Source organism: Rhodococcus sp. NPDC059234, assembly GCF_042754225.1.
Taxonomy (GTDB): domain Bacteria; phylum Actinomycetota; class Actinomycetes; order Mycobacteriales; family Mycobacteriaceae; genus Rhodococcus_G.
In genome coordinates this window covers 1-15,010 of the sequence record NZ_JBHZAH010000120.1, presented here as the reverse complement: position 1 = coordinate 15,010, position 15,010 = coordinate 1, and the positions used below count along the sequence as shown (strand labels likewise).

16 protein-coding genes are annotated in these 15,010 nt (G+C 67.7%); 1 reads left to right on the top strand and 15 read right to left on the bottom strand.

The features are described from left to right. Positions 1-499 precede the first annotated feature (499 nt). On the bottom strand, positions 500-1,762 hold the full coding sequence (gene murA / locus ACFXGJ_RS20540; RefSeq protein WP_378623941.1) for a UDP-N-acetylglucosamine 1-carboxyvinyltransferase: 1,263 nt from the start codon (positions 1,760-1,762) through the stop codon (positions 500-502). A 46-nt stretch (positions 1,763-1,808) separates the two neighbouring features. On the opposite strand from murA, the gene ACFXGJ_RS20535 reads away from it, so the two are divergent. Beyond that, positions 1,809-2,402 (top strand): cob(I)yrinic acid a,c-diamide adenosyltransferase, encoded by a 594-nt coding sequence (locus ACFXGJ_RS20535; protein ID WP_378623939.1) that lies wholly within the window; start codon positions 1,809-1,811, stop codon positions 2,400-2,402. Between the two features lie 66 nt (positions 2,403-2,468). Here the strand turns inward: ACFXGJ_RS20535 and ACFXGJ_RS20530 are convergent, their stop codons facing one another. From ACFXGJ_RS20530 to prfA, 14 genes are all read right to left on the bottom strand, one after another. Next, positions 2,469-2,903: a DUF2550 domain-containing protein gene (locus ACFXGJ_RS20530; protein ID WP_378623936.1), complete on the bottom strand. Its 435-nt coding sequence runs from the start codon at positions 2,901-2,903 to the stop codon at positions 2,469-2,471. Positions 2,904-2,942: 39 nt separating this feature from the next. Beyond that, positions 2,943-3,311: a F0F1 ATP synthase subunit epsilon gene (locus ACFXGJ_RS20525; protein WP_378623934.1), complete on the bottom strand. Its 369-nt coding sequence runs from the start codon at positions 3,309-3,311 to the stop codon at positions 2,943-2,945. A 6-nt stretch (positions 3,312-3,317) separates the two neighbouring features. Beyond that, positions 3,318-4,766 (bottom strand): F0F1 ATP synthase subunit beta, encoded by a 1,449-nt coding sequence (atpD, locus tag ACFXGJ_RS20520; protein WP_378623931.1) that lies wholly within the window; start codon positions 4,764-4,766, stop codon positions 3,318-3,320. A 3-nt stretch (positions 4,767-4,769) separates the two neighbouring features. Further along, positions 4,770-5,741 (bottom strand): F0F1 ATP synthase subunit gamma, encoded by a 972-nt coding sequence (locus ACFXGJ_RS20515; RefSeq protein WP_378623928.1) that lies wholly within the window; start codon positions 5,739-5,741, stop codon positions 4,770-4,772. Between the two features lie 49 nt (positions 5,742-5,790). After that, the gene (gene atpA, locus ACFXGJ_RS20510) at positions 5,791-7,434 is read right to left on the bottom strand and encodes a F0F1 ATP synthase subunit alpha (RefSeq protein ID WP_378623925.1); all 1,644 of its coding nucleotides are present in this window, start codon (positions 7,432-7,434) and stop codon (positions 5,791-5,793) included. A gap of 74 nt (positions 7,435-7,508) precedes the next feature. Then, positions 7,509-8,333, bottom strand: a complete 825-nt coding sequence (locus ACFXGJ_RS20505; protein WP_378623923.1) for a F0F1 ATP synthase subunit delta — start codon at positions 8,331-8,333, stop codon at positions 7,509-7,511. A gap of 5 nt (positions 8,334-8,338) precedes the next feature. Then, positions 8,339-8,899 (bottom strand): F0F1 ATP synthase subunit B, encoded by a 561-nt coding sequence (locus ACFXGJ_RS20500; RefSeq protein WP_378623922.1) that lies wholly within the window; start codon positions 8,897-8,899, stop codon positions 8,339-8,341. A gap of 7 nt (positions 8,900-8,906) precedes the next feature. After that, entirely contained in the window at positions 8,907-9,155 is a 249-nt protein-coding gene (locus ACFXGJ_RS20495; RefSeq protein ID WP_072846400.1) for an ATP synthase F0 subunit C, read from the bottom strand. 76 nt (positions 9,156-9,231) lie between these two features. Then, positions 9,232-9,957 (bottom strand): F0F1 ATP synthase subunit A, encoded by a 726-nt coding sequence (gene atpB, locus ACFXGJ_RS20490; protein ID WP_378623920.1) that lies wholly within the window; start codon positions 9,955-9,957, stop codon positions 9,232-9,234. Positions 9,958-10,366: 409 nt separating this feature from the next. Beyond that, the gene (locus tag ACFXGJ_RS20485; RefSeq protein ID WP_378623917.1) at positions 10,367-10,843 is read right to left on the bottom strand and encodes a hypothetical protein; all 477 of its coding nucleotides are present in this window, start codon (positions 10,841-10,843) and stop codon (positions 10,367-10,369) included. A gap of 2 nt (positions 10,844-10,845) precedes the next feature. Further along, the gene (locus ACFXGJ_RS20480) at positions 10,846-12,057 is read right to left on the bottom strand and encodes a glycosyltransferase family 4 protein (protein WP_378623915.1); all 1,212 of its coding nucleotides are present in this window, start codon (positions 12,055-12,057) and stop codon (positions 10,846-10,848) included. 43 nt (positions 12,058-12,100) lie between these two features. Further along, positions 12,101-12,769 (bottom strand): L-threonylcarbamoyladenylate synthase, encoded by a 669-nt coding sequence (locus ACFXGJ_RS20475; RefSeq protein WP_378623912.1) that lies wholly within the window; start codon positions 12,767-12,769, stop codon positions 12,101-12,103. A 50-nt stretch (positions 12,770-12,819) separates the two neighbouring features. Beyond that, on the bottom strand, positions 12,820-13,716 hold the full coding sequence (gene prmC / locus ACFXGJ_RS20470) for a peptide chain release factor N(5)-glutamine methyltransferase (RefSeq protein WP_378623909.1): 897 nt from the start codon (positions 13,714-13,716) through the stop codon (positions 12,820-12,822). Positions 13,717-13,877: 161 nt separating this feature from the next. Further along, a complete protein-coding gene (prfA, locus tag ACFXGJ_RS20465) occupies positions 13,878-14,957 on the bottom strand; it encodes a peptide chain release factor 1 (RefSeq protein ID WP_378623907.1) in 1,080 nt (359 codons plus the stop codon). Positions 14,958-15,010 lie beyond the last annotated feature (53 nt).

Sequence of the window (15,010 nt, the reverse complement as noted above, 5' to 3'; positions counted from 1 at the left end):
ATACCCACCCACAAAAAGTGGAGTGGAGTACCAAAAACATTTGGCACTGACATTCATCGGCACACTGTTGAGTTCTCAAAGAACACGCACACACCGGATCGGACGAGACTCTTGAGGTTCCAAAAGTTGTGTTCTCGGCCTCTTCGGGGCAACTGTTCCAGCCTAACCCATCTGATCGCCGGGCGCAAACCCGGGGTCGCAGTCTGGGAGATTCAGGCGCCTTCGTCCAACCTCGTGTCCCGCGCCTCTCGGCCGGGTCGGTGTCCGTGTCGCTCTGACTCGACAAAAGTTACGCGGCGATGAATGCGGAGGCAAATCGCCAGGTCAGAGCGGGGTGGCTCCGACAAAGGCCCAGGTAGACGCCGGTGTCGCCGACTGAAAACGACGCAGAACTTCGAAATTCGCCCACTGTGACGCCCGACACCTACCGTCGTCCGCCCCGGAAACGACTGAAGGGCACCCCGCCCGAAGCGGGATGCCCTTCAACGATCTGGCCTGATCAGGCGGTTGCCGGTACACGCACGATGTCGCCACCGAGGTCGCTCAGGTTCTCGACGAAACGCGGGTAACCGCGATCGATGTGGAACACGTCGTGCACCTCCGTAGTCCCGTCCGCGACCAGGCCCGCGAGCACCAGGCCCGCGCCGGCCCGAATGTCCGACGACCACACCGGCGCACTCGACAACCGGGGAATCCCCCGCACCACCGCGTGGTGGCCGTCGGTCCGGGCATCCGCACCCAGCCGGATCATCTCCTCGACGAACCGGAACCGCGCCTCGAAGACGTTCTCGGTGATCATCGACGTTCCGTCGGCGACGGCGGCGAGCCCGATCGCCATCGGCTGCAGGTCCGTGGGGAAACCGGGGAAGGGCAGGGTCGCGAAGTTGACGGCGACCGGCCGGGACGACTGCACCACCCGGAAGCCGTCCGCCTGCGTAGTCACCTGAGACCCCGCGGCACGGAGCTTGTCCAGGACCAGCGTCAGGTGCTTCGGGTTCACCCCGCGCACCGTCACGTCGCCGCGCGTCATCGCGGCAGCGATCCCCCAGGTCGCCGCGACGATCCGGTCGCCGATCACCCGGTGCGTGGTCGGGCGCAGACTCTTCACACCGCGGATGGTCAGCGTCGACGTGCCGGCGCCCTCGATCTCCGCGCCCATGCGGACCAGCATGTTGCACAGGTCGACGATGTCGGGTTCGCGCGCCGCGTTGTCGATCACCGTCTCGCCCTTGGCGAGCACCGCCGCCATCAGGATGTTCTCGGTCGCCCCCACCGACGGGAAAGCGAGGCGGATGCTCGCGCCGTGCAGGTCGTCGGCGTCCGCGACGACACAGCCGTGCTGGATCTCGCTCCGCGCTCCGAGCAGCTCGAGGCCCGACTGGTGCATGTCGAGGGGCCGTGATCCGATCGCGTCCCCGCCGGGCAACGCGACCACCGCACGCCTGCACCGCGCCACCAGCGGTCCGAGCACACACACCGAGGCACGGAACTGGGTCACCGCCGGGAAATCCGCGTGGTACTTGGGCTCGGCCGGGGTCGTGATCCGCACCTCGTCGCCGACCAGGTCGACCTCGCAGCCGAGACCACGCAGCACCTCGGCCATGAGCGGCACGTCCAGGATGTCCGGGCAGTTGGTGATGGTGCTCGTACCCTCGGCCAACAGCGCTGCCGCCATCAGCTTGAGGACGCTGTTCTTCGCGCCACCGACCGAGACCTCACCCGCCAGCCGGTTGCCGCCGGTGACAAGAAAGCGTTCATTCACAGTCGCACAGCCTAGCCGCGCTCGCCGCGGCGGTAGCGTGACACCCATGGCAGTCCACCTGACCCGCATATACACCCGTACCGGCGACGACGGAACGACCGGATTGAGCGACTTCTCGCGGGTATCGAAGAACGACCCGCGGCTGATCGCCTACGCGGACTGCGACGAGGCGAATGCCGCGATCGGCGTGGCACTCGCGCTGGGAGCGCCGGACGAGGCGGTGCGCTCGGTGCTGCGCCAGATCCAGAACGACCTCTTCGACGCCGGCGCCGACCTGTCGACCCCCGTGGTCGAGGATCCGGAGTATCCCCCGCTCCGGGTCTCGCCGTCGTATGTCGAGCGGCTCGAGCGCTGGTGCGACGAGTTCAACGAGAACCTGACCCCGCTGAGCTCGTTCATCCTGCCCGGCGGCACCCCGCTCGGTGCGCTGCTGCACGTGGCCCGCACCGTCACCCGCCGCGCGGAACGATCGGCCTGGGCCGCGGTGGAGTCGAGCCCCGCCGACACCAACGTCCTGCCGGCGAAGTACCTCAATAGGCTGTCGGACCTGCTGTTCATCCTCGGCCGGTTCGCCAACCCGGACGGGGACGTGCTCTGGCGTCCCGGCGCGGGCGGGAGCGAGACCGCGCCCGGCAACTGAACGACCCCGAAACGACGAGAACCCCGACCGCACCGGTCGGGGTTCTGTTGTGAAGGGCGAGGCCGATCAGGCCGGACGGCCACGCATCGACCGCCCGGAGGGGCGGGACTCGACCCAGGACAGGAACGCGGTCAGCGCGCCGCGGTCGAGCGCGAACTCGTAGCCGTGGTCGCCGTCGCTGACGGACACGATCACGATGTCGTCGGTCATGATGTCGAACTCGGTGTCCTGCGGGGACCGGCGGTCGCCCAGCTCGACGCCCTGGCGTGAAACCCGTGAATCGGGACCGGGCCGCAGGCTCGAGAGCTTGAAGAAGACCAGCGACTCCTCGCCGTAGCGAATGATGCCGTGGCGCCAGCCCTGCCCTGCCGCTGCAGGGGTCGAACGCATGATCGCCGCCGTTCCGCCGCGACGCAGCACCGACAACCGATACACGAAAGCCGCGACGAGGGCCGCGAGCAGCACAACCAGAATGAAGAGAACGATCACTCCAGCAGTCACTACTCGTCGGCCCTCGTCGCGGCTTCTCGTGTGTACCTGTCAGGCCCGCTCGACCGCGCGCAGCTGACCCTTGGCGATCGCGATCGCCTCGTCCTCTGCGGTGGTGTCGGCGAGCACTGCCTTGGCGGCGTCGACGTCGATGTCGCCGGCGAAGTCCGCGGACTCGGCCAGGACGGTCACCGACGTGCCGGTCACGGAGAGGAAGCCACCGTGCACCGCCGCGACGACACGCTCGCCGTCGGTGGTGGTGATGGCCACGACACCCGCGTCGACCAGCTGACCGAGGACCGGCTCATGTCCGTACATGATGCCGATCTCGCCCTCGGTGGTCTGGGCGCTGACGAGTGTCGCCGTGCCCGACCACAGCCGCCGCTCGACGGCGACGAGCTCAACGGTCATCTCAGCCATGGTCGACTACTTCCCTGCGATCTTCTTGGCAGCGGCCTCGACGTCGTCGAGTCCACCGCAGCTGTTGAACGCCTGCTCGGGCAGGTGGTCGAACTCGCCCTTGCAGACGCGGTCGAACGCCTCGATGGTGTCGCGCAGCGGCACCACGGAGCCGGCCTCACCGGTGAACTTCTCGGCGACGATGAAGTTCTGGCCGAGGAACTTCTGGATGCGACGCGCGCGGCCGACGAGGATCTTGTCCTCTTCCTGCAGCTCGTCCATACCGAGGATGGCGATGATGTCCTGCAGTTCCTTGTACTTCTGCAGGATCCGCTTGACCTCGTTGGCGACGCGGAAGTGCTCGGCACCGACGATGCCGGGCTCCAGGATGCGCGAGGTCGACGTCAGCGGGTCCACAGCGGGGTAGATACCCATCTGCGAAATCGGACGCGAGAGCTCGGTGGTCGCATCGAGGTGCGCGAACGTGGTGGCGGGCGCCGGGTCGGTGTAGTCGTCGGCGGGCACGTAGATCGCCTGCAGCGAGGTGATCGAGCGGCCACGGGTCGAGGTGATGCGCTCCTGGAGCTCACCCATCTCGTCCGCCAGCGTCGGCTGGTAACCCACGGCGGAGGGCATACGACCCAGCAGGGTCGAGACCTCGGAACCGGCCTGGGTGAAGCGGAAGATGTTGTCGATGAAGAGCAGCACGTCCTGGTTCTGCACATCGCGGAAGTACTCCGCCATGGTCAGCGCCGACAGGGCGACGCGCATACGCGTTCCCGGCGGCTCGTCCATCTGACCGAAGACAAGGGCGGTGTCCTGGAGGACGCCCATCTCTTCCATCTCGAGGTGGAGGTCGGTGCCCTCACGGGTGCGCTCACCGACGCCCGCGAACACCGAGGTTCCGGAGAACTCACGGGCGATACGGGTGATCATCTCCTGGATCAGAACGGTCTTGCCGACGCCGGCACCACCGAACAGACCGATCTTGCCGCCCTTGACGTAGGGGGTCAGCAGGTCGATGACCTTGATGCCGGTCTCGAGGATCTCGGTCTTGCCCTCGAGCTGGTCGAAGGCGGGGGGCTTGCGGTGGATGCCCCACTGCTCGCCGTCGCGACCGAGGCCCGGGGTGTCGAGGCAGTCACCGAGGGCGTTGAACACGTGGCCCTTGACGACGTCACCGACGGGAACCGAGATCGGCTTGCCCGAGTCGACGACCGCGGTGCCGCGCACCAGGCCGTCGGTGGGCTGCATCGAAATGGTGCGCACCAGGTTGTCACCGAGGTGCTGCGCGACCTCGAGGGTCAGGGTCTTCGCGACGGTCGGCAGAGTGACCTCTGCGTTCAGCGCGTTGAACAGGGCGGGAACGGCGCCACGCGGGAACTCAACGTCCACAACGGGACCGATGACCCGCACGACGCGGCCGGCCGTGGCGGCCGCACCGTTCGCGTTGGTTTGGGTTACTGCTGCGGTCATGTGCTAGTCACTTCCTGCGCTCGAGGCGAGCGCATTCGCGCCACCGACGATCTCGCTGATTTCCTGGGTGATCTGGGCCTGGCGCACCTGGTTGGCCTGACGGCTCAGGGTGTTCACCAGCTCGTTTGCGTTGTCCGTCGCCGCCTTCATGGCGGTACGGCGCGAGGCCGACTCCGATGCCGCGGCTTCCAGCAGCGAGGAGTAGATCCGGGTGTTGATGTACTTCGGCAGCAGCGCCGACAGCAACGTCCCGGCCTCAGGCTCGAAGTCGTACTGAGCCGTCGGCGCAGCACCGTTCGAGTCGGTGAGCATGTCCTCGCCCAACTCGAAGTTCTCGTCCTTGTAGGCGACCTCGAGCGGAGCCATCCGGCGGACCTCGGGAGACTGCGTCAGCATCGACACGAACTTCGTGTAGACGATGTGCAGCTCGTCGACGCCCTCGATGGTGCCCTCACCGTTGTAGGTCGGCACCTCGTTGCCGGACCCGGCCATGAACAGCTCCACCAGGTGCCGGCTCGCCCTCGCGGCGTCCGCGTAGCCGGGGTCCTGAGAGAACCCGGTCCACGCGCCCTTGAGGTCGCGGTCACGGAAGGTGTAGTAGGTCAGGCCCTTCGCGCCGAGCACGTACAGCACCGGCTCCTTGCCCTCGCTGCGCAGCAGCGCGAACAGCTCCTCCGCCTCCTTGAGGACGTTGGAGTTGTACCCGCCACACATGCCGCGGTCACTGGTGACCACGAGCACGGCGGCACGCTTCGGGTTCGGGCGCTCGTTGAGGAGCGGATGGTCGAGTGACCCCGAGGCGCTCGCCAGCGCGGAGAGCACCTTGGTGATCTCCTCGGCGTACGGCTTGGACGCCGCAACCCGAATCTGCGCCTTGGTGATGCGGGAGGTGGCAATCAGCTCCTGCGCCTTGGTGATCTTCTTGGTCGAGTTGACTGACTTGATACGTGAGCGCAGTTCGCGCAGGCTAGCCATCTACTCAGTCACACTCCCTTCCCACGAGAATCCGTCACGGCCGTCACGCTCACTTGCTGACGTGCTTGCGAGTGACGGAAACCTGCTCCTGGCTGACCTCGTCGGCACCGAGAGCGGTCGCCGCGGCCTCGTTGACGACGCGGCTGCCGTCGGAGGCGAGGAAGCCCTGCTTGAACTTGTCGGTCGCTGCCACGAGGGCCGCGGTCGAATCCGCGTCGAGGGCCTTGCCGCCCTTGATCGCCTCGTAGACGCCTGCCGCGTTGCGGTGCAGGTCCTCGAGCAGCTCGGACTCGAAACGACGCACGTCGCCGACGGGCACCGAGTCGAAGACACCCTCGCCGGCCAGGTAGATCGAGATGATCTGGTCCTCGACCGCGATCGGGCTGTACTGGTCCTGCTTGAGCAGCTCGACCAGACGCTGGCCGCGCTCGAGCTGAGCCTTCGAGGCGTCGTCCAGGTCGGAGGCGAAGGCCGAGAAGGCCTCCAGCTCACGGAACTGGGCGAGCTCGAGACGGAGCGAACCGGAGACCTTCTTCATACCCTTGGTCTGCGCGGCGCCACCGACTCGGGAAACCGAGATACCGACGTTGATCGCGGGGCGGATGCCCTTGTTGAACAGGTCGGACTCGAGGAACACCTGACCGTCGGTGATGGAGATGACGTTGGTCGGGATGTAGGCCGAGACGTCGTTGGCCTTCGTCTCGATGATCGGCAGCGCGGTGAGCGAGCCGCCACCGAGGGCGTCGGACAGCTTCGCCGAGCGCTCCAGCAGACGGGAATGCAAGTAGAAGACGTCACCGGGGTAGGCCTCGCGTCCCGGCGGGCGACGCAGCAGCAGCGAGATGGCGCGGTACGCCTCGGCCTGCTTGGTCAGGTCGTCGAACACGATGAGGACGTGCTTGCCCTGGTACATCCAGTGCTGGCCGATGGCCGAGCCGGTGTACGGGGCGAGCCACTTGAAGCCGGCCGAATCGGAGGCCGGGGCGGCGACGATGGTGGTGTACTCCATCGCGCCCTGCTCCTCGAGCGCCTGCTTGACGCCGGCGATGGTGGAGCCCTTCTGGCCGATCGCGACGTAGATGCAGCGAACCTGCTGCGTCGGGTCGCCGGTCGCCCAGTTCGCCTTCTGGTTCAGGATGGCGTCGACGCAGACCGCGGTCTTGCCGGTCTTGCGGTCGCCGATCACCAGCTGGCGCTGTCCGCGGCCGATCGGGGTCATCGCGTCGATGGCCTTGATGCCGGTCTGCAGCGGCTCCTCGACCGGCTGGCGCTCCAGCACGGTCGCGGCCTGCAGCTCGAGGGCGCGGTTCTCGGTGCTCTCGATGTCGCCGAGGCCGTCGATCGGCTGGCCCAGCGGGTTCACGACGCGGCCGAGGAAGCCGTCGCCGACGGGCACGGACAGGACGTCGCCGGTCCGCTTGACCTGCTGGCCCTCCTCGATGTGCTCGTAGTCACCCAGGATGACGGCACCGATCTCGGTGGCGTCGAGGTTCAACGCCACGCCGAGGACGCCGCCGGGGAACTCCAGGAGCTCGTTGGCCATCGCCGAAGGCAGGCCGGTGACGTGCGCAATGCCGTCACTGGTGTCGGACACCGCTCCGACCTCCTCGCGGGAGGCCTCCGGGGAGTAGCTCGCGGTGTAGTTCTCAATCGCGCTACGGATCTCGTCGGAGGAGATCGTCAGCTCCGCCATGTTCTTCCTGCTCTCGGTATCTGGTCTTCGAATGAATCTGGAGGGGTGCTGCTCGCCGCAGCGGGTGGCCCCGGCTACTTGAGGGTCTTGCGGAGCGACGCGAGTCGTCCCGCGGCGCTACCGTCGATGACCTCGTCACCGACGCGGACCACGAGGCCGCTCAGGAGCTCGGGATCGACCTCCACGTGCACGGTGACCGGCTTCCCGTAGGTCCGGGAGAGGGTCGCGGCAAGCCGCTCAGCCTGCGCGTCCGAGAGCGGCGAGGCGCTGCGCACGTGTGCGACCGCCTTGTCGCGCCGGGCCGCGGCCAGTTCCGACAGCTCGTTGAACGCGTCCGCCGGAGCGGTGTTCAGCCGGCCGACGGCCTGGTTGGCCAACGCCTCGGAAACCGCCGTGACCTTGCCGTACAGCAGCTTGGACAGCAGCTCGCGCTTGGCGGAACTCGGCCGGGCACGGTCCGAAAGGGCCTGCTCGAGCTCGGAGTTGCCCGCCACGATGCGACCGAGCCGGAACAGCTCGTCCTCGACGGTGTCGAGCTGGTTCTGGTCGTCGGCTGCGCGCAGCAGCGACTCCCGGCCCAGCAGCACCAGCGAGTTGCGCAGGTCCGCGGAGCTCGACCAGTCCTGGCCCGCCGCAGCCGTCAGCGTCGCCAGCGTCTCGGCCGAGACCTTGGCCGAGAACACCTGTCCGGCCAGCGCCTCTCGAACGGACGCGGGGGCCGAGGGATCGGCCAGCGCGGCGCGGAGCGTGCGCTGACCGTCGAGAACCTCGACCGCCGTGAACAGCTCGGCGCCGGTCTGTGCCGCAGCCGCGGTTGCCGCGCCGGCCGAGACTCCGGCCAACGCCGATTCCAGGGCGCTCCTCGTGTGAGCGAGCGCCTCACGGCTTGCTGCGTACATGGTGCTCACTTCCCTGCTGCGGAGTCAGCGCTGACGGCGTCCAGTTCACCGAGGAAACGGTCGATGGTGCCCGCCCGCTTCACGTCGTCGGCGAGAGACTCCCCGATGACCTTCTCGGCGAGGTCGACCGCGGTGCGGCCGAGATCGCTGCGGAGTTCGGCGACGATCTGCTGACGCTGTGCGGCGAGCTGGTTGCTGCCTGCCGCCACGATGCGGTCGCTTTCCTCCTGGGCCTGCACCTTCATCTCGGAGATGATCTGCTGACCCTGGGTGCGGGCATCCTCGCGGATGGCCGCGGCCTCGGTACGAGCCTCGGCGAGCTGGGCACGGTACTGCTCCAGCGTCTCCTTGGCCTCGGCCTGGGCCTCTTCGGCACGCTTGATGCCGCCTTCGATCTGGTCGGAGCGATCGGCCAGCACCTGCTGGAACTTCGGAAGGATGTACTTCCAGAAGACGAAACCGATGACGATGACACAGACCGCCGACCACACGATGTCGTAGGTCTCGGGGACGAGAGGATTGATCGTCTCCCCCTCCGAGGCCGCGATCACTGCAATGTTCGACATGGCGAGATCAGAAAATGAAGCCGGCGACAAGGCCGATCAGCGCGAGGGCCTCGGTGAACGCGATACCGAGGAACATGTTGGTCCGGATCTGGCCGGCCAGCTCGGGCTGACGAGCGATGCCCTCGATGGCCTTACCGACGACGATGCCCACGCCGATGCCGGGGCCGATGGCGGCGAGACCGTAACCGATGGCGCCGTAGCCCTTGCCCGTGGTGGTCTGCTCGACGGCGGCCTGTGCCAGGTACGAGAGGCTCATGTGGTGTTCCGTTCCCTTTCTGTTGCCCACCGCCGGGGATTGGCGGAAGGGTCAGTTTGTGTGGTGCGTAATGCGGTCAGTGCGAGTCGGCGTGGAGCGCCAGGTCGATGTACACGGCGGTCAGCAGGGCGAAGACGTACGCCTGCAGGAAGATCACCAGCAACTCGAAGAGGGTGAATCCGAAGCCGGCTGCCAGCGAGAACACACCGAAGACCTTCATTCCGGCGGCTGCCTCGAAGAAGAAGAACTGGGTGGCGCTGAAGAACAGCACGAGCATGATGTGGCCGGCGAGCATGTTGGCCATGAGACGGACGGTCAGCGTGAACGGCCGCAGGATGAACGTCGAGATGAACTCGATCGGGATCAGCAGGACGTGCAGCGCGATCGGAACGTCGGGAACGACGATGCTGCTCTTGACGTACTTGAAGAAGCCGTACTTCTTGATGCCCACGTAGTTGAACGTGATGTACGCCAGCGCCGCGAGCACGATCGGCATGCCGACACGCGCGTTCGACGAGATGTTCAGGAACGGGATCACGCTCGAGAAGTTCAGGAACAGGACCGTGAAGAAGATCGTGGTCAGCACGGGCAGGAAGCGCTTGCCCTGCTCCTTGCCGAGCACCTCGTCGGCGATCTGGTCCTTGACGAAGCCGAGGCCGATCTCCGCGACGTTCTGCGCTCCGCGCGGAATCAGCTTCGGGCTGCGCATGGCGATGGCGAAGAACGCGAGCAGGACGACCGTCATGAGGATGCGGATGAGCATCAGCCGGTCGAGCTCGAATGGGGTGCCCTCGAACAGCACAGCGGGAGGGAAGAAGTCTGCAAGTGACGGCGGATGGAACTCCGCGGCCAGGGTGGTGACGCTCAGCGGTCTCTCCCGTAGTCGTGGCCGCAGGCGGCATCGCCTGCGGTTCGATCGGACATTGACGATCTAACAAGTCGACATGGTCGGCTCGCGTATTCGTCAGCTGCTGTGGGTCTTCGAAGACCCTGCGTCTGTCGGTGTCGGCGGACTGTCGTCGACTCGGCATCCCCGCGCCGGACAGTTTCGGCCATGCGACACTGTCGATCGGAGTTACCTGCGCGGTTGCCGGGCGACCCTCTGTCTGATTCGCGTCGTTCCGGCGCTCGCGTGGGCATGACCCTACCAACACAACTACGACGTTGTGTAGACGGGGTCCCTGCTTAACCGATTACGACCGTTCGTAGTACTACTGATCGTCGTCTTTCCGGTCGGCGACCGGACCCTCCGACGGGGTCGGCTGCACGTAGGGAACCTTGACGCGCAGCAGCCCGTACGTCTCCGCGCCGAGCACGATGATCAGGGCCAGAACCATGACGATGACCAGCGCACTCTTGCTGTAGAAGTCCATGCCCTTGAGGATCCCGAGCACCAGGACCGCGAGGATCATCTTGAGCAACCAACTGCCGAGCAGCACCGCTCCGGACGTCGCCGGCGGCAACTTCTCGGTGAACAGCACGGCCAACCCGGTGCACAGGATGAACCCGCCGCCGACGGCGACACCGATCAGCGCACCCCACAGGCCCGGCAGTCCGGCGACCGCGGCGGCGATCGCCGATCCCACCACGGCGAGGGCGATCAGCCCGATAACTCCGTAACGCACGGCGGCACGGAGCGGCGCGGACTGATCGGGCACGGGTTCGGGTTCGAAGCTCACGGTCCGCAAGCCTAGCCGGGCTCCCGCGCGTCACGGTCACGACCACGGTCCTGCTGCACGCGCAGCGACGGTACCGCCGTGACCACCAGCGCGAAGACGAGCCCGCCCGCGACCAGCAACACCACCAGCCGCCGGTCCAGCAGGGCGGTGCCGACGGCCCCGAACGCGAGCACACCGACCCACAAGTAGATGAGCAGCACCACGCGACGATGCGAGTGACCGATCTCCAGCAGCCGATGGTGCAGGTGCATCTTGTCCGGCGCGAACGGGCTGCGTCCGGCCATCGTCCGGCGCACGACCGCGAGCAGGAGGTCGAGGATCGGAATGAACATCACCGCACCGACCAGCAGCAGCGGCGAGAGCAGACCGAGCATGTCGCGAGAACCGTAGGCGTTGAGCGGAATCCGACCGGACGCGCTGGTCGAGATCGCGGCGAGCATGAGACCGATCAGCATCGAACCGGAGTCGCCCATGAAGATCCTGGCCGGCTGAAAGTTGTGCGGCAGAAAACCCAGACACGCGCCCGCCAGGGCCGCCGCGAGCATCGCGGGCGGGTAGGCGCTCACGTCGCCGCCCTGCTCGTGCAGCAGTCCGACCGAGAACACGCAGACCGCCACCGAGGCGATCAGGCCGAGGCCGGCGGCAAGCCCGTCGAGGCCGTCGACGAAGTTCATCGCGTTGATCATCACCACCGCCACCAGAACGGTGAACAGTCCGCCCTGCAGCTGGTCCAGAACCACGGTGGTGCCGCCGCCGAACGGCACGTACAGCACCAGCCAGCTCACACCCATCACGACCATCACCCCGGCCGCGGTGACCTGACCGACGAACTTGGTCAGCGCGTCCAGACCCCAACGATCGTCGACGATGCCGACCACCACGATCAGCAAGCCGGACACCAGTGCCGCCAGGATGTCCTTGGTGTTGTACTCGAACCCCCTGGTCAGCGCCGGGAGCTGCTGAGCGAACAGCAGCGCCACGGCAAATCCCAGGTACATCCCGATGCCGCCGAGGCGCGGGGTCGGTTGGACGTGCACGTCGCGGTCCCGGGGTACCGCCACCGCCCCGAACCTGATCGCGAACAAGCGGACACCGCCGGTCGCGAGGAAGGTCACGACCGCCGCGGTGAACAGCACCAGCAACAGTTCTCGCAGCGGCACGCCGGCGCCTCGGCTCACCTGGGCGTCCGCGGCCACCAGCAGCGCGGAGTGGGCAGCGATCACGGCGTCGACGGTACCGGCGCCGAGCCGGCATCCACGTCGGCCGTCATCCCTGGGCTCCGCCCCCGAGCAGACTCTCCACCGACACGCCGAGCACCTCGGCCACGGCGGCGGCGGGCACCGCGCCCTCGCGGAGGATGCGCGGCTGATCGGCGGTCAGGTCCACGATCGTGGACGCGACGGCATGGTCGGCGGGACCACCGTCGAGGTAGACACTCGCCGATCCACCGAGCTGGTCGCGAGCCTGCTCGACCGTGGACGCCGGCGGCTGGCCGGAGATGTTCGCGCTCGAGACGGCGAGCGGGCCGACCTCCCGGAGCAGTTCGAGCGCAACCGGATGCAGCGGCATCCTCACCATCACGGTCCCGCGGGTGTCGCCCAGGTCCCAGGCGAGCGACGGCGCCTGCTGCACAACGAGACTCAGACCGCCGGGCCAGAACGCACGGATCAGTTCGCGAGCCTCGGGCCGGACCGTGAACACGAGTCCGTCGATCGTGTTCCACGAGCCGACGAGGACCGGTACCGGCATGTCCCGGCCGCGGCCCTTCGCACGCAGCAGACTCGCAACTGCCTCGCCGTCGAAGGCATTGGCCGCCAGTCCGTACAGCGTGTCGGTGGGAACCACCACCAGTCGTCCGGCCTTCAGTGCATTGGTGGCGGCCGTGATACCGGCGGCACGCGTATCCGGATCCCCGCAGTCGTAGACGATGCTCACCCCACCATCCTTCCACCCGGGCGATTCCGCTCGCTGCGCAGGCACCTCAACTACCGACGCGCCGCCTCGGCCTCGGTCGCGACTCGCCGCGCTACCACGAAGCGTGGCTTACCCGCGAGGTCCGGGTGCTCGGCGACCTCACCGAACACCCGACGCTCGCGGAGCAGCGCCGCCACCTGCCCGCCGTTGGTGTCGTCGTGTTCGATCGCCAGGGCGCCACCGATCCGCAGCCATCGCGCGATGTTCGCGACCATCGGGGTGATCACGGACAGCCCGTCCGGACCCCCGAACAGCGCGACCGCCGGATCGTGCTCGGCCACCTCGCGGTCGAGTTCGACCCCTTCCGGGATGTACGGCGGGTTCGACACCACCAGGTCGACCCGTCCCTCGAGGTCCGCCAAGATCGTCCGGTCGGTCACATCGCCCTGGTAGAGGGTGATCGCGGTGTCGCCGTCGCGGGCCCGCGTGTCGGCGTTGCGACGGGCCCACGACAGCGCCTTCGGGTCGAGTTCGACCGCGTGGACCTGCGCGTCGGGTCGGGCGTGCGCGATGGCGAGAGCCAGAGCTCCCGATCCCGTGCACAGGTCCAGCACGACGGGCGGCCTCGACGGACACTCCTCGAGAACCGCGATCGCCCAGGCGAGCAGCAGCTCGGTCTCGGGCCGCGGCACGAACACACCGGGTCCGACCGCGACGTCGATTTCTCCCATCGAGGAAATGCCCGTGATGTGCTGCAGCGGAATCCGCTCGGCCCGCCGGGCGACCAACCCCCGGTAGGTCTCGATGACCTCGGGATCGACGAGCGGCACGAGCCCGAGTCGGGTCCGCTCGACGCCGACCACGTGGGCGGCGAGCAATTCCGCGTCCGTGCGCGGACTGTGCACGCCCGCCTCCTCGAGAAGTCGGGTCGCTTCGAGGATCGCTAGGCGCAGCGGTTGTCGGCTCACCTGCTCAGCCTGCCACGACCGACCGACACAGTTGCCGCGACGCGGCGGCACCGGGACTGTGCTGTCGGCTACTCGGCCCACACGCTCGTTCGCCGAGGCTCACTCGGCCCACACGCTCGTTCGCCGAGGCTCACTCGGCCCACACGCTCGTTCGCCGAGGCTCACTCGGCCGCGAGGCGCGCCTCGCGGTCGGACTTGCCGAGTGCATCGAGCAGGGCGTCCATGTCCCCGTCCAGCACCGCGTCGAGGTTGTGCGCCTTGAAGCCGATCCGGTGGTCGGTGATCCGGTTCTCCGGGAAGTTGTAGGTGCGGATCCGCTCGGAGCGGTCGACGGTGCGGACCTGGCTCTGCCGACCGGCCGATGCCTCCGCGTCCGCGGCCTCCTCGGCCGCCGCCTGCAGTCGGGCCGCGAGCACCTGCATGGCGCGCGCCTTGTTCTGCAACTGCGACCGCTCGTTCTGACACGTGACGACGATGCCGGTCGGCAGGTGCGTGATGCGCACGGCGGAGTCGGTGGTGTTGACGCCCTGACCGCCCTTGCCCGACGAGCGGTAGACGTCGATCCGCAGATCGGTCTCGTCGATCTGCACCTCCTCGACCTCCTCGGGCTCGGGGTAGATGAGCACCCCGGCCGCGGAGGTGTGCACGCGGCCCTGCGACTCGGTCACCGGCACCCGCTGCACGCGGTGCACACCGCCCTCGAACTTGAGCCGCGCCCAGACCCCGTCGCGGGTGTCGCCCTTCGACTTGATCGAGATGGTCGCGTCCTTGTAGCCGCCGAGATCCGAAATGGTGGAGTCGAGAACCTCGACCCGCCAGCCGTGCCGCTCGGCGTAGCGGACGTACATCCGTGCCAGGTCGGAGGCGAACAACGCGGACTCCTCGCCGCCCTCCCCCGACTTCACCTCGAGCACCACGTCGTCGCCGTCGTGCGGGTCGCGCGGTGCGAGCAGATCCGTCAGGGCGACGTCCAGCTCGGCGACCGCGGCCTCGAGCTCGGGCAGTTCGGCGGCGAAACTCGCGTCGTCGGCGGCCAGTTCCCGCGCGGCCTCGAGGTCCTCGCGCGTGGACTGCAGCTTCGTGTAGGTCGCCATGATCGGCGCGAGTTCGGCGAACCGCTTGCCGACCCTGCGCGCGGCGGCGGGATCGTTGTGCAGCGACGGGTCGGACAGCTGCAGTTCGAGGCCGGCGTGCTCGGCCAGGATGTCGTCGATCGCCGACGGCTGGGTGGTGCCCGCCATGGTTCGCTCCCTACGCGGTGCGGTGGCCGGGGGGCCCGGCCGGATGATAGTAC